This window comes from Stenotrophomonas sp. B1-1, assembly GCF_010894375.1.
Classification (GTDB): Bacteria; Pseudomonadota; Gammaproteobacteria; order Xanthomonadales; family Xanthomonadaceae; genus Stenotrophomonas.
Genome location: NZ_JAAIUZ010000005.1, coordinates 204,648 through 220,502 on the forward strand (window position 1 = coordinate 204,648; position 15,855 = coordinate 220,502).

A 15,855-nucleotide genomic window follows, 5' to 3' on the forward strand; every position below is an offset into this window, starting at 1 on the left:
TGCCAGGCAGCGCCCCGTGTCGGTCCGGATCAGGACTTCTTGTCGTCCTTGACTTCGGTGAACTCAGCGTCCACCACGTCATCCTGCGCCTTGCCTGCGTTGCCGGCGTCGGCACCCGGGGCACCGCCCTGGTCAGCCGAAGCAGCAGCGAACAGCGCCTGGCCGGCTTCTTCCAGCACCTTCGACTTGGCTTCGATCTGTGCCTTGTCGTCGCCCTTCATCGCGGTTTCCAGATCGGCCAGGGCTGCTTCCACCTTGCCGATGACATCGCCGCCCACCTTGCTGCCGTGCTCGGTGATGGCGCTGCGGGTGCCGTGGATCAGGGCATCGGCCTGGTTACGGGCCTGCACCAGTTCCTGGAACTTCTTGTCTTCTTCGCGGTTGGCTTCGGCATCGGCCACCATGCGCGCGATTTCTTCCTCGGACAGACCCGAACCGGCCTTGATCTCGACCTTCTGTTCCTTGTTGGTCTTCTTGTCCTTGGCCGACACGTGCAGGATGCCGTTGGCGTCGATGTCGAAGGACACTTCCACCTGCGGCAGGCCGCGCGGGGCCGGCTCGATGCCGGACAGGTCGAACTTGGCCAGCGACTTGTTGAAGCGGGCCTGTTCGCGCTCACCCTGCAGCACGTGCACGGTCACGGCCGACTGGTTGTCTTCGGCGGTGGAGAACACCTGCGAAGCCTTGGTCGGGATGGTGGTGTTCTTTTCGATGATCTTGGTGAACACACCGCCCATGGTTTCGATGCCCAGCGACAGCGGGGTCACGTCCAGCAGCAGCACGTCCTTCACGTCGCCGCCCAGCACGCCGCCCTGGATCGCCGCACCCAGTGCCACGGCTTCGTCCGGGTTGACGTCCTTGCGCGGTTCCTTGCCGAAGAACTCGGTCACCGCCTGCTGCACCTTCGGCATGCGGGTCTGGCCACCGACCAGGATCACTTCGCTGATGTCGCTCGAACGCAGGCCGGCATCGTTCAGGGCCACGCGGCACGGCTCGATCGACTTCTTGATCAGGTCTTCCACCAGCGCTTCCAGCTTGGCGCGGGTCAGCTTGATGTTCAGGTGCTTCGGACCCGAGGCGTCGGCAGTGACGTACGGCAGGTTCACTTCGGTCTGCTGGGCGCTGGACAACTCGATCTTGGCGCGCTCGGCAGCATCCTTCAGGCGCTGCAGGGCCAGCGGATCCTTGCGCAGGTCGATGCCCTGGTCCTTGTTGAACTCTTCAACCAAGTACTCGATGACGCGGTTGTCGAAGTCTTCGCCGCCCAGGAAGGTGTCGCCGTTGGTGGCCAGCACTTCGAACTGCTTTTCACCATCGACGTTGGCGATTTCGATCACCGAGACGTCGAAGGTGCCGCCGCCCAGGTCGTACACCACGATCTTGCGATCCTTGTTGTCACCCTTGTCCAGGCCATAGGCCAGCGCGGCCGCGGTCGGCTCGTTGATGATGCGCTTGACGTCCAGGCCGGCGATGCGGCCGGCGTCCTTGGTCGCCTGGCGCTGGCTGTCGTTGAAGTAGGCCGGCACGGTGATGACCGCTTCGGTGACCTTCTCACCGAGGAAGTCCTCGGCGGTCTTCTTCATCTTTTCCAGCACCTTGGCCGAGATTTCCTGCGGGGCCATCTTCTTGCCGTCGCTGGTGGCCACCCAGGCATCACCATTGTCATGGGCCAGGATGCTGTACGGGACGTGCGCGATGTCCTTCTGCACTTCGGCGTCGGTGAACTTGCGGCCGATCAGGCGCTTCACCGCGTAGAAGGTGTTCTTGGGGTTGGTCACGGCCTGGCGCTTGGCCGAGGCACCGACCAGCACTTCGCTGTCCTTGGTGTAGGCGACGATCGACGGGGTGGTGCGATCGCCTTCCGAATTCTCGATGACGCGGGCCTTGCCGCCGTCCATGATCGCCACGCACGAGTTGGTGGTGCCGAGGTCGATACCAATGATCTTGCCCATGGGGGAGACTCCTGAAGAATGCTTGTTGGGTTCAGTCCGGCCGTTGTGCCGGTGGATGAATGGGATGTGGGGGAGGCTCGTGGAACATTCAAGCCATCCCCCGAACGCTGTGTTCAGCGCCTGGAAAACATTGCGGGGGGCGGGTAGCGCCGGGCCCTGCCCGGCGGCCGTGCGCCCAGCCGGTCAGTCGGCGGCCACCACCACCAGCGCCGGCCGCAGCAGGCGCTCGTTCAGCAGGTAGCCCTTCTGGAACACGGTGACCACGCTGCCGGGGGCGGCGCCGGGGGTCGGCACCTGGCTGATGGCCTGGTGGTGTTCCGGGTTGAACGGCTGGCCGGTCGGGTCCAGCAGGACCAGGCCATTGTCGGCGGCGACCTTCAGCAGCTGCTTGTAGGTCAGCTCCAGGCCCTCGCGCAGCGGATGGGCGTCATCGCCAGCGGCCTTCAGGCCGGCATCCAGGCTGTCGAACACCGGCAGCAGCTCGCCCAGCAGCTTTTCGTTGGCGAACTTGCGGGCCTGCTCGATGTCGCGGGCCACGCGCTTGCGCTGGTTGTCCAGGTCGGCGCGTTCACGCAGGGCGTCGGCCTTGATCTGCTCGATCTCGGCGCGCAGGCGCTCGGTTTCGTCACTCACGCCGGCCGCAGCCGCTGCATCGGCCGCGCTCTGCTGGGATTCGATATCGGGGTTTTCGTGGTTCATGTCTGGGTCCCTGGCGGTCACAGCCCGCCTCCACTCACCCTAGTGTGGGCGGGATGCTGCGTTTCAAGCGTCGGATGTGCCCGGGGTGCGCCCGGACGGCGAAAAGGCCGCGCCCAGCACGTCGGCGGTGGCCTGCACCAGCGGAATCATGCGGTCGTAGGCCATGCGCTTGGGCCCGATCACCCCCAGCACGCCCAGTACCTGGCCGTTGGCGGTATAGGGCGCGGTGACCAGCGAGACGCCCTGCAGCGGCATCATGCCGGTCTCTTCGCCAATGAAGATGCGCACGCCCGGGGCCTGGATGGTCCGTTCCAGCAACTGCAGGATCTCGCGCTTACTGGAAAACAGCTCGAACAGTTCGCGCAGCCGTTCCAGGTCGGACAGGTCCTGCACCCCCATCAGCCGGGTCTGCCCGGCCACCAGCATGTCGTCGGCCGGCGGCTGCAGGGCCTGCTCGGCCAGCTCGATGCTGTGCGCCAGCAGCTGCTCCAGCTCGGAACGGGCATCGCGCAGCTCCAGCAGCAGGCGGGTGCGGATCTCGGCCAGCGGCAGGCCGGCGAAATGCGCGTTCAGGTAATTGGCGACCTGTTCCAGCTGGCCCGGGGCGAAGTCCTGGCGGGTCTCGATCACCCGGTTCTGCACTTCATTGTCGGCAAACACCAGGATGGCCAGCACCCTGCGCCCGTCCAGGGCCACGAAATCGATCTGCCGGAAGGCGAACTGCTCGCGCCGCGGGGCACTGACCACGCCGACGAAATGGCTCATGGCCGACAGCAGCTCCGAGGCGCTGCCCAGCAGGGCCTGGGTGCTGCCGCCGCCGGCCAGCTCCAGGCGCAGCCGGGCAAGCTCGCCCTCGCCCGGCGGCTGCATCTGCAGCAGGCTGTCGACGAACACCCGGTAGCCGTGGGCGGTTGGAATGCGCCCGGCCGAGGTATGCGGCGAGGCCAGCAGGCCCAGGTCTTCCAGGTCGCCCAGGATGTTGCGGATGGTGGCCGGACTGACTTCCAGCCCGGCCACGCGCGCCAGCGTCTGCGAGCCCACCGGCTCGCCGTCCTGGATGTAACGCGCGATGAGCGTGCGCAGCAGATGGCGCGCGCGCGGGGCTAGCTGGTCGGCGGAACCGTGCATGGAATCAACCTGTGAGACACGGACACTAGATAATGGCGGCGCAGCACCTTGGCAAGTCATTGGACCACCCGGCCGCACATGCTAGCGTTGCGCGGCTGCAGACACCCCATTACCCATGCTCAGACATCTTTCGATCAAGGATTTCGCCGTCGTCCGCGCCACCGAACTGGAATTCGGGCCCGGCATGACTGTCGTTTCAGGCGAGACCGGCGCCGGCAAGTCGCTGATGGTCGACGCACTGGGCTTCCTGTCCGGCCTGCGCGCCGACAGCGGCGTGGTCCGCCACGGCGCCGCCCGCGCCGAGCTGTCGGCCGAATTCGCCCTGGACCAGCTGCAGGCCGCCCGCCAATGGCTGGCCGACAACGAGCTGGACGACGACGAGCAATGCCAGCTGCGCCGGGTCATCCGCGCCGATGGCGGCTCGCGCGCCTGGATCAACGGCCGCCCGGTCACCCTGGCGCAGCTGGGCGATCTGGCCGCGCACCTGGTGGAAATCCACGGCCAGCACGAACAGCAGGCGCTGCTGGCGCGGCCATCGCAGCTGGCCCTGCTGGACGCCTTCGCCAACAACGAAGAGGCCCGCCGCCAGGTGCGCCGTACCGCCGCTGCCTGGCAGGCGCTGGTGGACGAATCGCTGGCGCTGTCGCAACAGGGCGACGTGAGTGACCGCATCGGTTTCCTGGAACACCAGCTGCGCGAACTGGACCGCGAGGACCTGGAACCGGAATCGATTGCCGCCCTGGGCGCCAGCCACCGCCGCCAGGCCCATGCCAGCGCCCTGCTGACCGCCTGCCAAGCCGCCAGCAACCAGCTCAACGGCGACGACGGCAGTTCCGCGCTGGACCTGCTGCAGCAGGTGCGCCACGACCTGTCGCGCCTGATAGAACACGACGCGCGCCTGGGCGAGGTGGACGGCCTGATCGAAAACGCCTCGATCCAGCTGCACGAAGCCCTGTCGCTGCTGGACCGGGTGCATGACGACCTGGACGCCGACCCGGAACAGTTCGAAGAGAACGAGCGCCGCCTGGGCCGCCTGCACGACCTGGCGCGCAAGCACCGGGTGCCGATGGACGAGCTGGGCGCGCAGCGCGAGCGCATGCATGCCGAAGTGGAACAGCTGCGCGGCGCCGACGAGCGCCTGCAGCGCCTGGCCGGCGAGATCGACAAGGCTGTGGCCGCCTGGCGGGTGCAGGCCGAGGTACTGACCGCCAGCCGGCGCAAGGCGGCCGCCGAACTGTCGGCCACCACCACCGGCATCATTGCCGAGCTGGGTATGGGCGGCGGCCAGTTCCTGATCGAGCTGGAACCGCAGGACGCCGGCAAGCCCGACCCGCAGGGCGCCGAGCGCGTCGAATTCCTGGTTGCCGCCAACGCCGGCCAGCCGCCGCGCGCCCTGCGCAAGGTGGCCTCCGGTGGTGAACTGTCGCGCATCTCGCTGGCGATCGAAGTGGCCGCGCTGGATCTGGACGCGGTGCCGACCATGGTGTTCGACGAAGTGGATTCGGGCATTGGCGGCGCCGTGGCCGACATCGTCGGCCAGAAGCTGCGCGCACTGGGCGAGAAGCGCCAGGTGCTGTGCGTCACCCACCTGCCGCAGGTCGCTTCCAAGGGCCACGCCCATTACCGGGTCAGCAAGGCGCCGGTGGAAGGCATGACCCAGAGCGCGGTGGAGAAGCTGGACACCAAGGCCCGCGAGGAAGAACTGGCGCGCATGCTGGGCGGGGTGGAAGTGAGCAAGGAAGCACGCGCGGCCGCGCGCAAGCTGTTGGTCGCGTCGAGCTTGCTCGACTGAGCACGCGCATCCACGCATGGCGTGGATCTACGGGGTGCCAAGTCTGTAGAGTCGAGCCATGCTCGACTGCTTCTGGCGTCAGACCAAGAGCAGTCGAGCATGGCTCGACTCAACCAAGCCGGGGTCACGCCAAGGGTTTGGCCAGATCCACGTGTTCCACCAGGAAATCCAGCAGCGCGCGCACCCGCAGCGGCAGGTAGCCGCCCTGCCCCACGAACACGGCGTGCACTTCTTCCAGATCACCGGGATTGGCGTCTTCCAGCACCGGCAGCAGGCGCCCGGCAGCCAGGTCGTCGCGTACTTGGAAGGCCGCCAGCCGCGCCATGCCCAGACCGCCCAGCACCAGCTGGCGCAGCGCGTCGCCATTGCCGGCGCGCAGGTTGCCCTGGGTCGGCACCCGCACCTGTTGGCCGTCGTGCAGCAGCGGCCAGCCCTGCAACGTCCGCGCATGGCCGATATCCAGCCGGTTGTGTGACAGCAACGCATCGGCGTCGGCAGGCAGGCCGTGCCGGGCCGCATAGGACGGCGCTGCCACGATCATCATCCGCGTCGCGCCCAGCTGCCGCGCCACCAGACTGGAGCTCTTCAGCGGCCCGGCGCGCACGGCCACATCGGTGCGCTGTTCCAGCAGATCGATCACCTCGTCATTCAGGCTCAGGTCCACCCCCACCTGCGGGTGCGCCTGCAGGAACGCCGGCAGCAGCGGCAGCAGGAAATGGCGCCCGAACGGCACGTTGGAATTCAGCCGCAGCCGCCCACGCGGTTCGGCATGGGCGCTGGCGCAGCGTTCGGCCTCTTCCAGGTCGGCCAGCACGCGCAGCCCGCGCTCGTAGAAGCTGCAGCCTTCCGGGGTCAACTGCAGTTGCCGGGTGGAGCGCTGCAGCAGGCGCGTGCCCAGCCGTTGTTCCAGCCGCGCCACCAGCTTGCTGACCGCCGAAGGCGTCATGTCCAGGCTGCGCGCGGCGGCGGAAAAGCCCCCGGTCTCGATCACCCGCACGAACACTTCCAGTTCGCCGGATCGGTTGATGTCGGGGCGCGCCATGGTGAATCCTGTTCACAGATGATTGTCCGTGCGCAGTCTAGTTCACAGGTGGCGCAACGGCCACGCTGGCTATCCCTTCCGAGGACGCCTGCCATGCGCCGTTACCTGCTTGCCGCCACCGCCCTGCTGCCGCTTTCCGCCCACGCGGGCCCCGCCCAGCCCCATTGGGTGGCCAGCTGGCAGGCCAGCCCACAGCCGGTCTGGGGCAAGGACTTCCTGTTCCCCGCCCTCATTCCGGCCAGCCTGCACGACCAGACCTTCCGCCAGACACTGCGCCTGAGCCTGGGTGGCAGCGCACTGCGGGTGCGCCTGAGCAATGCCCACGGCCGCCAGCCGCTGCGGATCGACCGGGCCAGCGTGGCCAGCCAGCCCGGTGCGACGCCGTTGCCGCTGGCCTTCGATGGGCATCCTGACGTCGTGATCGGCCCCGGCCAGGACCGGTTGAGCGACCCGCTGCCAGTGATCACCGCCGATCAGCAGGCACTGCAGGTGAGCGTGTACGTGGCTGGGCCGACGCCGCTGCAGACCTTCCACTGGGACGGCCGACAGACCAGCTGGATCGCCCCCGGCAACCAGAGTCTGGCCAGCGCCCTGCATGCCGCCAGCACCACCACCGCGCGCCTGTTCGTGAGCGGCATCGAGGTCGCGGCCCCGTCCGCGGCACGCAGCGTGGTGGTGATCGGCGACTCGATCAGCGACGGGGCCACCGCCAGCCTGGACGCTGACCAGCGCTGGACTGACCATCTGGCCGCGCGCCTGGCGCCGCACGGGGTGGCCGTGGTCAATGCGGGAATCTCCGGGGGGCGCCTGCTGCGTGATGGCATGGGGCTGTCCGCCCTCGCCCGCTTCCAGCGCGATGTGCTGGACCTGCCCGGCACCGCCAGCGTGATCGTGCTGATCGGCATCAACGACATCAGTTGGCCGGGCACCGCGTTCGCCCGCGACCAGCCCCGGCCGACGCTGGCCGACCTGCAGGCCGGCTACCGCACCCTGGCGCAACGGGCCCAAGCGCGCGGCGTGCGCGTCATTGGCGCCACCCTGCCACCGTTTGCCGGCGCGCTGCCGGGCACCCCGCTGCAGGACTACTACCAGCCGGACAAGGACGCGCTGCGTCAGCAGCTGAACGCCTGGCTGCGTACCGACAGCCCATTCGATGCGGTGATCGACCTGGATGCCGCCCTGCGCGACCGGGCGCAACCGTCACGGATGGCCGCAGCCTACGATTCGGGCGACCACCTGCACCCAGGGGATGCAGGCAACCGGGCCATGGCCGAGGCGGTGGATCTGGGCGTTCTGACAGAACCCTCCACGCATGGGGGGACGGGGGTCAGAGCCCTTTCCTGGCGGAAAGGGATCTGACCCCGGGGTCGGATCCCCTTGCGCCAGCAAGGGGCTCTGACCCCAGCAACGAAAAACCCCGGGCCAGGCCCGGGGTCTTCGCACATCACAGCAGGCGGGAAACCGTTACTTGCGCTTCTTGCGCACGTACAGCACCAGCGAATGCTCTTCCAGCTCGTAGCCATGCTCGGCCGCGATCTTGCGCTGCAGCTCTTCGATTTCGTGGCTTTCGAACTCGATGATCTTGCCGCTGTCCACATCGACCATGTGGTCGTGGTGGCCGCCGCGGTCCAGCTCGTAGACGGCCTGGCCGCCTTCGAAGTTGTGCTTCAGTACCAGGCCGGCGGCCTCGAACTGGGTCAGCACCCGATACACCGTGGCCAGGCCGATCTCATCGCCGTGCTCCAGCAGCTGGCGGTAAATGTCTTCGGCGGTCATGTGGTGCTGGGCGTTGCGCTGCTCGAGCAGCGCCAGGATCCGCATCCGCGGATGGGTCACCTTCAGGCCGACTTTGCGCAGGTCGTGGGTTTCCATAGGTCTCCGTTCATTGGCGATTTAGCGCCAGCTGCCTCGGATTGGGTCGCGGTGGCACGCCGGGAGTGTATCATCGGTTCGATTTCCCCAAACGCCCTTTCCGATGCGCAATCTCCTGCTGGTCGCCACCATCGCTCTGTCCACCACCGGGTGCGGCATCATCTACAAGCAACCGATCTACCAGGGCAACCTGATCCGCGAGGACGCCGTTGCCAAGCTGCAGGTCGGCCAGAGCAAGCAGCAGGTGAATGCGCTGCTGGGCACGCCCTCGGTGCCCGATCCCTTCCATGCCCAGCGCTGGGACTACACCTCCAGCGAGCGCGTGAACCGCCTCGGCCGTACCGAAGTGAAGAACTTCACCGTGTACTTCGAAAACGACGTGGTCACCCGTTGGGAAGGCGATTACTTCCCGGCCAACGACAAGGCCTTGGCCCAGCAGACCGTGCGCCAGTTCGGCCGCAACCTGCCGAAGGACAAGAAGAAGGGCCGCTGAGCCCCTCTTCGCCGCGCCGCCTGGCGGTGGCGCGGTTCAGTCGCCGCGTGCGCGCTTGCGCCGGTTGTCCTTGGGGTCGGCCAGCAGCGGGCGCAGCAGTTCCACCCGGTCGCCGTCGTGCAGCACCTGCTGCGGGCGGGCCAGCACGCCATGCACGGCCAGCGCCGGGCAGTCGGCACTGCCTTCCAGCGCGGCGGCAGCGACCGCATCGGCCACGGTGGCGCCCTCTTCCAGTTGCAGCCGGCGCGCCAGCACGCGCTGCGGCCAGGCCAGCACCACCTCGACCTCGATCATCGCTCAGCCCTCGTCGGCCACGCGCACGAAATCGTTGACCATGCGATCGGCCAGCCCCTGGAAGCCGATGGCCAGCGCCGGCCCCAGCAGGCGTGAGCTGGGTTCGAATTCCAGGGTCAGGGTCACCTTGCAGGCATCCTCGGCCAGGGCATGGAACTCCCAGCGGCCGTGCAGCTGCTTGAACGGGCCGTCGCGCAGCTGCATATCAATGCTGTGCGGGCGCTGCAGGGTGTTTTCGGTCTGGAACCAGGTGCTGAACGAGCCCAGGCCCAGGTCCAGGCGGGCCACCAGCCGGTCCTCGCCTTGTTCCAGGATGCGGGCATCGGAACACCAGCGGAAGCGGCGCGGATAGGCCTGCACGTCGTTGACGAGATCGAACATGCAGGCGGAGGAATGTTCGACCAGGGCGCTGCGGCGGATAGTAGGCATAAAGAAGGAACGTCTCGGCAATCGACCGGGCGGGCCCGAATCGGAGACAATACGGAAATGAGCAAGAACAGCGGCAAGGATAAAGCAAAGAACGCGACGGCCAACAAGACCATCGCGTTGAACAAGCGTGCCCGCCACGAGTACCACATCGAAGAGCGCTTCGAGGCGGGCCTGGCCCTGCAGGGCTGGGAGGTGAAGTCGATCCGCGCCGGGCGCGGCAACATCATCGACGCCTACGCCTACGTGAAGCAGGGCGAGATCTTCCTGATCGGCGCGCAGATCACCCCGTTGATCCAGGCCTCGACCCACGTGGTGGCCAACGACCGCCGCGAGCGCAAGCTGCTGCTGCACCGGAGCGAGATCGACAAGCTGGTCGGCAAGGTCGAGCGCGATGGCTACACGATCGTGCCCACCGCCATGTACTGGAGCAAGAACAAGATCAAGCTGGAAGTGGCGCTGGCCAAGGGCAAGCAGACCCACGACAAGCGCGATGCCGCCAAGGACCGCGACTGGGCCATCGAAAAGCAGCGCGTCATGCGCCGCGGCAACCGCGACGCCTGAAGCACCGCCCCGCACCGGTAGAGCCGAGCCATGCTCGGCTGCTGTTGCCTGGCTTCGTAGAGTCGAGCTTGCTCGACTGCCCTGCTTCGTAGAGTCGAGCTTGCTCGACTGCTGTTGCTTGGCTTCGTAGAGTCGAGCTTGCTCGACTGTCGCGGACCGATCAGTCGAGCAAGCTCGACTCTACCCAGGGCGTGGATCAGTCGAGCAAGCTCGACGCTACCCGCCCCGATCAACCGGCCAGCATCCCCCGTCCGCCCAGGCGCCGCGCCAGCGCTGCATGCATCACCGCCAGGTGCATCACCACCGCCAGTTCCGGCGCATGCCGGTCATCGCCGGCGCGCCACTGCTGGGCCAGGCGCGCCGCGTCGGCCGGCAGCAGCGACAGCAGCTGCACATCATCCAGCGCATCTGCCGCACCCTGCAGCTGCCGCGCGGTCTGCCGCGACTGCCACACATGCACGCCCATGCTCAGGCTCGCCAGCGACATCAGGGTCAGCGCCAGCCCGTGCTCGAACCATTGCGCCAGCACGTCCGGCCCCCACATCAGCGCCGCCAGCACGGCCAGCGCCGGCAACCGCCAGCCCAGCCAGTGCATGCGCCCGCGCTGCGGCCAATGCACCACCACCGCACTGGCCACCAGCGCCGCCGCGGCCGTGGCCGGCAACTCACTCAGCCAGGTGGCCGCCATCAGCATCGCCATGACCGCCCACACCCAGGCCGGCGGCACCGCCCGGCGCTGGTAGTCGGCGCCCACCGGCCCGACCAGTTGTCGCAGGCTGCGCTGTTGCTTGGCTTCGGTCACCCACTGTCTCCGTGTCGATCCTGGCTCGGATGGTCGCTGCCAGTGTGTCGCAATTTCGTGCCAAGGAAGTTAGCAATCCGCTATGACAAAGGCTCTACAACCTGTTGCGGATTGAAAAACCGGCGAAGGTGACGGTTCAGCATTTTTGCCGTAGCATTACGGGCGTTGGGCAGGCCTGTGCCGTGGCAACACGGAACCGGCCTTGTACCTTGCAGCACTGTAGAAACCGGGGGTGCATTGGTTTCGACGGGGGTTGTGAAGTCGCCTGGCGCATGCCGAGGGGGTAGCTTTCCTCGTAAATCCAGCTGCAAAACTCTAGTTGCCAACGACGACAACTACGCTCTGGCCGCTTAAGGCCTAAGCCTCGAAACCGCTTGTGTCCATGCTCGCGGTGTAGAGTCACTATCATGGAATCGCGCTGGGCGGCTGCCTGTCAGTCCGGCACTAGAACACAACAGGCTGGTCCCCGGGTGCGCTTTGCACACCGTGCTGCTCGGGGGCGAGATCCAACGGTGAGCTAAGCATGTAGTGCTGGGGATGGAGTGCCTTCGGACGGCGGTTCAATTCCGCCCACCTCCACCATCTGTATGGCCTGTCGAGGCCGCAAGAAGCCGGATCTCCCACCAAGGGGTTCCGGCTTTTTTGTTGCCGCTTCCCTGCCTGCGGTGACAGCCCACCCGCACCTGCCGCACACTGCAGAACCGACGGCCACACGCCCTGCCCGGCCACCCCAGAAGGATCTGCAATGAACCTCCACCTGCCCGCCCTGCTGCTCGCCCTGGCCACTGGTACCACCACCACCGCCGCCGCCGCGCCCGCCACCAAGCCCACCGCCGCCCTGGAAACCCTGCTGGCCTGCCGGCCCGGTTCCGATTTCACCCAGGCCCAGGCCGAACAGGCGCTGCGCTCGGCCGGGCTGACCCCGGTTCCGGGCGGTGTGTTCCAGCCCAAGGGCGGCAAGGTGGCGCTGCTGGGCGGCAGCGTGACCAGTGCCGATGTCAGCGTGATTGCCGGCGGGCAGAAGAGCATCCATGTGTACCTGCAGGGCATCACCGCCGCGCAGGTCGGCCGCAGCCTGTCGGTCACCACGGTGAACGACGATGCCGACAGCGAAGCGCCCTCCTACATCCGCAGGGTCGATGCACGCCACACCCAGCACGTGGGCGCGGCCGACGATTACGAGGGCTATTCGGCCGCGGTCAGCTGCCAGATCTCGCCGTAACCCTGCGCGGCACGGCGCCTACAGCCAGCGCCGCACCTGGCTGCGGAATGCCTCGTAGCGGGCACCAAAGCGCGCGGCCAGCGCGCGTTCTTCCGGCACGATCTGCAGGCGGGTGATCCAGGCCACGAACAGCGGCACCACCAGCAGCGCCAGCGCGTTGCGCAGCAGCAGCATCGCGCCCAGCAGCACCAGCGCCTGGCCCAGGTACATGGGGTTGCGGCTGTAGCGATAGATCCCGCTGGTCACCAGCACCGTGGTCGAAGTCGGCCGCAGTGGGTTCACCGTGGTGCGCACGCGGCCGAAGGTCCACTTCGGCAGCAGGTTCAGCAGCAGGCCCAGCACGCCGATGGAAACCGCTGCCCAGGCCGGCACCGGCAGCGGCCACCGGGCCAGCAGGCCGCCCAGCGCCCAGCCCGCCAGGCCGCACAGCAGCATGACCAGCGGGGGCGGAATGCGGGTTTCCAGCAGGTGCATCGGCATCCCCGGGTGTAAGCGCAAGGCCCGCAGTGTCACACACGCCACCACTTTCTTCCGCGTTGACGCCGCTCCGGCTAGAGTGGCGCCACTGCGCAGGAGGACCGCATGGCATTACCCGGTTTCACCGTCGTTCGCCACATGGCGCTGGCCGCCACCGCCCTGCTGCTGCTGAGTGGCTGCGCCACGCTTCGCCAGTTCGGCCCGTCGGTGCAGGTGGGCACGGTCACCCCGGGCCAGTACATCGCGCTGAAGCGCGGTGACATCCTGACCAGCGGCAAGCTGAGTGCGGCTACCTGGGAAACCCTGCGCGTGGCCGGGCTGGATGAAACCGCGTGCGCCAAGCCGGGGCCGGCCTGCATCGAGGCGATGGAAGCCAGCATCGTGGTGCGCGAGGAGGACAAGCGTTCCAGCCTGGCCGAACTATGGCTGCAGTATGCGATGAGCCTGCCCGCGCCCAAGCGCGAATCGCCGGCCGCGGCACGTGCGGCGACGCCGACGCAGCCGCTGGCCCCGCTCGATGCCGGTTTCCAGCCGCGGCTGGATGCGTGGATGCAGGTGGCCCGCCAGGCCTACGCGTATCTGTTCTTCACCGAGCGCACCGCCAACCAGCGCGGCTTCGAAGACCGCCAGACCCAGGTGCGCGATTACTACAACCTAGCCGTGCAGGAAGCATCGGTGATGCTGTTCGAGGTGTATTCGCGCGGCGACGCCGGCAGCGACCGTTCTCGCCTGCAGGTGGGGCCGTGGACCTTCGTGCTGGCCCCCGATGCCGACGGTGCCACCCAGGACGGCCGACAACTGGTCGAGCTGGTGCCGGCCGCGTCGATGTCCTTCACCGGCACCCTGCGCAGCGTGCACCGCCGCGATGGCTTCGGTGCCGAGCTGGTGGCGGTGATGGCCGACCCCACGGAGCAGCCTGCCGCGCCAGCGCCCGCGCCGGGCAGCCCGCAGGCGGCCGCCGCCGCGACCGTGCGCGACTGGAGCGAGATGCCCTCGCCGTCGATGACGGTGCTGCTGCGCTTTGCCGGCGCCAACCTCTGGGAAGTGCTGCACGACAACGCGCCCACGCTGGAAATCCACGACCCCTACCAGGTGTCCGAAGTGCAGCTGCACGGCGAACAGGTGCCGCTGGCAGCCAACTTCACCGCCGGCTACGCGCTGTGGCTGGCGCGCTCCAATTTCAGCCGGCAGTCGCTGCGCTCGCTGTTCGGCGGCAAGGGCGGCATCGAGCGCCCGCATCTGTTCATGATGCAGCCGTTCGACCCGGACCGGCGCGTGCTGCTGATGATCCACGGCCTGGCCAGCAGCCCCGAAGCGTGGGTGAACGTGGCCAACGAACTGATGCGCGACGAAGAGATCCGTCGCGACTTCCAGATCTGGCAGTTCTACTACCCCACCAACATGCCGATCGCGCTCAGCCACGATGCGATCCGCCACACGCTGGACGATGTGCTGGCGCACTTCGATCCGGCCGGCAAGGATATGGCTTCGCACGACATGGTGGTGGCCGCGCACAGCATGGGCGGGGTGATCTCGCGGCTGTTGGTTTCCTCCTCTGGCGACCATCTGGTGCAGACCCTGCTGGACACTGCGCAGATGTCGCCGGTGCAGCGCGAGCTGCTGCGCACGCGCGGCGCGCCGCTGCTGAACTTCCAGCCGGAACCGGAAATCTCGCGGGTGGTATTCATCGCCACCCCGCACCGTGGCACCGATGTGGCCGGCACGCGCCTGGGCCGATGGATCGGCAAGTTCGTGCGCCTGCCGTTGACCGTGCTGGAAGACGTGGCCAGCCTGGCCAACGACGGCCAGATCGAACGCAACGATGACAAGCACGGTTACCGCATGAACAGCATCCAGAACCTGGACAAGGACGATGCGTTCATCAAGGCGGTGGCCGACCTGCCGATGGCGCCGAGGGTGCGCTACCACTCCATCATTGCCCGCTCCAGCGCGCAGGGCCCGCTGCAGGACAGCAGCGATGGCCTGGTGCCCTACTGGAGCTCGCACCTGCCGCATGCGCAGTCTGAAAAGGTGATCGTGTCCGGCCACAGCGTGCAGGAAGCGACACCTGCCATCGTCGAACTGCGGCGCATCCTGCACGAGGACATGCAGGCGCACGACGCGCCACACGACTGAAGCCCCTGCCGGCGACCAGCGGCCACACCCGGCATATCCGCCGGGTGCCATCCGTGCGATCCTCTGGAATCGTTTTCATGGAATGGAGGGATTCCACGATGTTGCAGCACGTCCGCCGCACCGCGCTCTGCGCGCTGTTGGCCCTGGCCCTGCCGGCCGCCGCCTGGGCTGCCAGCCCGGCACCCCTGAAAGTCATGTCGTTCAACGTGCGCACGCCGGCCGATACCGAGCCGGGCAAGCGCTGGCCGGACCGCCGCGATGCGATGGTCAAGGTCATCCTGGAGGCCCACCCGGCGGTGATCGGCACCCAGGAACTGGTGCCGGAACAGGCCAGCTACCTGGCCGAGCATCTGCCGGGCTACCGCTGGTTCGGCAAGGGCCGCCGCGGCGGCGACGGCGACGAGCACATGGGCGTGTTCTACGACAGCAAGGTGCTGGCGATCGAGCAGTCCGGCGACTTCTGGCTGTCGGACACCCCGGACGTAGCGGGCAGCATCACCTGGGGCAACCTGTACCCGCGCATGGTCACCTGGGCGCTGTTCCGCCGCCTGGACGACGGCCGCCGCTTCTACTTCATGGACACCCACCTGCCCTACCGCGACGAGGATGAGCCGCGCCGGCAGAAGGGCGCCGAGCTGATCGCCCAGCGCGTGGCCGGCCTGCCGGCAGATCTGCCGGTGGTGCTGACCGGCGACTTCAACAGCGAACCGGGCAGCGGCACCTACCAGGCCTTCACCCGCGTGCTGCAGGACACCCGCACCCAGGTGGCCGCACCGAAGGGGCCGCGCAAGACCTTCCATGATTTCACCGGCACGGCCACCACGCAGCTGGACTGGGTGCTGGTGCGCGGCTTCCACGCGCGCAGCTTCACCACCGACGACCGCCGCATCGGCGGCGTGCTGCCCTCGGACCACTTCCCGCTGGTGGTGGAACTGGACTGGCCGACACCCTGACCG

Annotated in this window: 16 protein-coding genes and 1 other RNA gene; 8 read left to right on the forward strand and 9 right to left on the reverse strand. The window is 67.7% G+C overall.

What is annotated here, in order from left to right; genetic code table 11:
* Window positions 1-29 precede the first annotated feature (29 nt).
* The 3 genes from dnaK to hrcA form a co-directional block, all read right to left on the reverse strand.
* Window positions 30-1,952 (reverse strand): molecular chaperone DnaK, encoded by a 1,923-nt coding sequence (gene dnaK / locus G4G00_RS04135; protein WP_108752822.1) that lies wholly within the window; start codon window positions 1,950-1,952, stop codon window positions 30-32.
* Between the two features lie 183 nt (window positions 1,953-2,135).
* Window positions 2,136-2,651: a nucleotide exchange factor GrpE gene (gene grpE, locus G4G00_RS04140; protein WP_108749334.1), complete on the reverse strand. Its 516-nt coding sequence runs from the start codon at window positions 2,649-2,651 to the stop codon at window positions 2,136-2,138.
* Between the two features lie 63 nt (window positions 2,652-2,714).
* The gene (hrcA, locus tag G4G00_RS04145) at window positions 2,715-3,779 is read right to left on the reverse strand and encodes a heat-inducible transcriptional repressor HrcA (protein WP_108752821.1); all 1,065 of its coding nucleotides are present in this window, start codon (window positions 3,777-3,779) and stop codon (window positions 2,715-2,717) included.
* 115 nt (window positions 3,780-3,894) lie between these two features.
* On the opposite strand from hrcA, the gene recN reads away from it, so the two are divergent.
* Window positions 3,895-5,571 (forward strand): DNA repair protein RecN, encoded by a 1,677-nt coding sequence (gene recN, locus G4G00_RS04150; protein ID WP_108752820.1) that lies wholly within the window; start codon window positions 3,895-3,897, stop codon window positions 5,569-5,571.
* A 124-nt stretch (window positions 5,572-5,695) separates the two neighbouring features.
* Here recN and G4G00_RS04155 read toward each other — a convergent pair whose 3' ends face one another.
* Window positions 5,696-6,613, reverse strand: coding sequence for a LysR family transcriptional regulator (locus G4G00_RS04155; RefSeq protein WP_108752819.1), 918 nt, complete (start codon window positions 6,611-6,613; stop codon window positions 5,696-5,698).
* Window positions 6,614-6,706: 93 nt separating this feature from the next.
* Here G4G00_RS04155 and G4G00_RS04160 point away from each other — a divergent pair, with 93 nt between their 5' ends.
* Window positions 6,707-7,972: an SGNH/GDSL hydrolase family protein gene (locus G4G00_RS04160; protein WP_164271447.1), complete on the forward strand. Its 1,266-nt coding sequence runs from the start codon at window positions 6,707-6,709 to the stop codon at window positions 7,970-7,972.
* A 105-nt stretch (window positions 7,973-8,077) separates the two neighbouring features.
* Here G4G00_RS04160 and fur read toward each other — a convergent pair whose 3' ends face one another.
* The gene (gene fur / locus G4G00_RS04165) at window positions 8,078-8,485 is read right to left on the reverse strand and encodes a ferric iron uptake transcriptional regulator (protein WP_108749330.1); all 408 of its coding nucleotides are present in this window, start codon (window positions 8,483-8,485) and stop codon (window positions 8,078-8,080) included.
* A gap of 103 nt (window positions 8,486-8,588) precedes the next feature.
* Here fur and bamE point away from each other — a divergent pair, with 103 nt between their 5' ends.
* Window positions 8,589-8,978 carry an outer membrane protein assembly factor BamE gene (gene bamE / locus G4G00_RS04170; RefSeq protein WP_108749329.1) on the forward strand — a complete coding sequence of 130 codons (390 nt, stop codon included), beginning with the start codon at window positions 8,589-8,591 and terminating at the stop codon, window positions 8,976-8,978.
* A gap of 36 nt (window positions 8,979-9,014) precedes the next feature.
* Here the strand turns inward: bamE and G4G00_RS04175 are convergent, their stop codons facing one another.
* Both G4G00_RS04175 and G4G00_RS04180 read right to left on the reverse strand, forming a co-directional pair.
* Entirely contained in the window at window positions 9,015-9,272 is a 258-nt protein-coding gene (locus tag G4G00_RS04175) for an RnfH family protein (protein WP_108752817.1), read from the reverse strand.
* Window positions 9,273-9,275: 3 nt separating this feature from the next.
* On the reverse strand, window positions 9,276-9,701 hold the full coding sequence (locus tag G4G00_RS04180; RefSeq protein ID WP_164271450.1) for a type II toxin-antitoxin system RatA family toxin: 426 nt from the start codon (window positions 9,699-9,701) through the stop codon (window positions 9,276-9,278).
* A gap of 57 nt (window positions 9,702-9,758) precedes the next feature.
* Here G4G00_RS04180 and smpB point away from each other — a divergent pair, with 57 nt between their 5' ends.
* On the forward strand, window positions 9,759-10,262 hold the full coding sequence (smpB, locus tag G4G00_RS04185) for an SsrA-binding protein SmpB (RefSeq protein ID WP_065722998.1): 504 nt from the start codon (window positions 9,759-9,761) through the stop codon (window positions 10,260-10,262).
* Between the two features lie 229 nt (window positions 10,263-10,491).
* On the opposite strand, the gene G4G00_RS04190 is transcribed toward smpB, so the two are convergent.
* Entirely contained in the window at window positions 10,492-11,064 is a 573-nt protein-coding gene (locus tag G4G00_RS04190; protein ID WP_164271452.1) for a hypothetical protein, read from the reverse strand.
* Between the two features lie 228 nt (window positions 11,065-11,292).
* Here G4G00_RS04190 and ssrA point away from each other — a divergent pair.
* Both ssrA and G4G00_RS04200 read left to right on the forward strand, forming a co-directional pair.
* Window positions 11,293-11,646: a transfer-messenger RNA gene (gene ssrA, locus G4G00_RS04195) on the forward strand.
* Between the two features lie 163 nt (window positions 11,647-11,809).
* The gene (locus G4G00_RS04200) at window positions 11,810-12,286 is read left to right on the forward strand and encodes a hypothetical protein (RefSeq protein ID WP_164271455.1); all 477 of its coding nucleotides are present in this window, start codon (window positions 11,810-11,812) and stop codon (window positions 12,284-12,286) included.
* 18 nt (window positions 12,287-12,304) lie between these two features.
* Here G4G00_RS04200 and G4G00_RS04205 read toward each other — a convergent pair whose 3' ends face one another.
* On the reverse strand, window positions 12,305-12,760 hold the full coding sequence (locus G4G00_RS04205) for an isoprenylcysteine carboxylmethyltransferase family protein (RefSeq protein ID WP_108754775.1): 456 nt from the start codon (window positions 12,758-12,760) through the stop codon (window positions 12,305-12,307).
* Between the two features lie 108 nt (window positions 12,761-12,868).
* Between G4G00_RS04205 and G4G00_RS04210 the strand changes: the two genes are divergently transcribed.
* Window positions 12,869-14,899 (forward strand): alpha/beta hydrolase, encoded by a 2,031-nt coding sequence (locus G4G00_RS04210; RefSeq protein WP_164271458.1) that lies wholly within the window; start codon window positions 12,869-12,871, stop codon window positions 14,897-14,899.
* Window positions 14,900-14,997: 98 nt separating this feature from the next.
* Window positions 14,998-15,852 carry an endonuclease/exonuclease/phosphatase family protein gene (locus tag G4G00_RS04215; protein ID WP_108771469.1) on the forward strand — a complete coding sequence of 285 codons (855 nt, stop codon included), beginning with the start codon at window positions 14,998-15,000 and terminating at the stop codon, window positions 15,850-15,852.
* Window positions 15,853-15,855 lie beyond the last annotated feature (3 nt).

Excerpts from the sequence above, each read along its gene's own strand:
- dnaK (WP_108752822.1), bottom strand. The coding sequence starts at position 1,952 with ATGGGCAAGATCATTGGTATCGACCTCGGCACCACCAACTCGTGCGTG.
- grpE (WP_108749334.1), bottom strand. The coding sequence starts at position 2,651 with ATGAACCACGAAAACCCCGATATCGAATCCCAGCAGAGCGCGGCCGAT.
- hrcA (WP_108752821.1), bottom strand. The coding sequence starts at position 3,779 with ATGCACGGTTCCGCCGACCAGCTAGCCCCGCGCGCGCGCCATCTGCTG.
- recN (WP_108752820.1), top strand. The coding sequence starts at position 3,895 with ATGCTCAGACATCTTTCGATCAAGGATTTCGCCGTCGTCCGCGCCACC.
- G4G00_RS04155 (WP_108752819.1), bottom strand. The coding sequence starts at position 6,613 with ATGGCGCGCCCCGACATCAACCGATCCGGCGAACTGGAAGTGTTCGTG.
- G4G00_RS04160 (WP_164271447.1), top strand. The coding sequence starts at position 6,707 with ATGCGCCGTTACCTGCTTGCCGCCACCGCCCTGCTGCCGCTTTCCGCC.
- fur (WP_108749330.1), bottom strand. The coding sequence starts at position 8,485 with ATGGAAACCCACGACCTGCGCAAAGTCGGCCTGAAGGTGACCCATCCG.
- bamE (WP_108749329.1), top strand. The coding sequence starts at position 8,589 with ATGCGCAATCTCCTGCTGGTCGCCACCATCGCTCTGTCCACCACCGGG.
- G4G00_RS04175 (WP_108752817.1), bottom strand. The coding sequence starts at position 9,272 with ATGATCGAGGTCGAGGTGGTGCTGGCCTGGCCGCAGCGCGTGCTGGCG.
- G4G00_RS04180 (WP_164271450.1), bottom strand. The coding sequence starts at position 9,701 with ATGCCTACTATCCGCCGCAGCGCCCTGGTCGAACATTCCTCCGCCTGC.
- smpB (WP_065722998.1), top strand. The coding sequence starts at position 9,759 with ATGAGCAAGAACAGCGGCAAGGATAAAGCAAAGAACGCGACGGCCAAC.
- G4G00_RS04200 (WP_164271455.1), top strand. The coding sequence starts at position 11,810 with ATGAACCTCCACCTGCCCGCCCTGCTGCTCGCCCTGGCCACTGGTACC.
- G4G00_RS04205 (WP_108754775.1), bottom strand. The coding sequence starts at position 12,760 with ATGCACCTGCTGGAAACCCGCATTCCGCCCCCGCTGGTCATGCTGCTG.
- G4G00_RS04210 (WP_164271458.1), top strand. The coding sequence starts at position 12,869 with ATGGCATTACCCGGTTTCACCGTCGTTCGCCACATGGCGCTGGCCGCC.
- G4G00_RS04215 (WP_108771469.1), top strand. The coding sequence starts at position 14,998 with ATGTTGCAGCACGTCCGCCGCACCGCGCTCTGCGCGCTGTTGGCCCTG.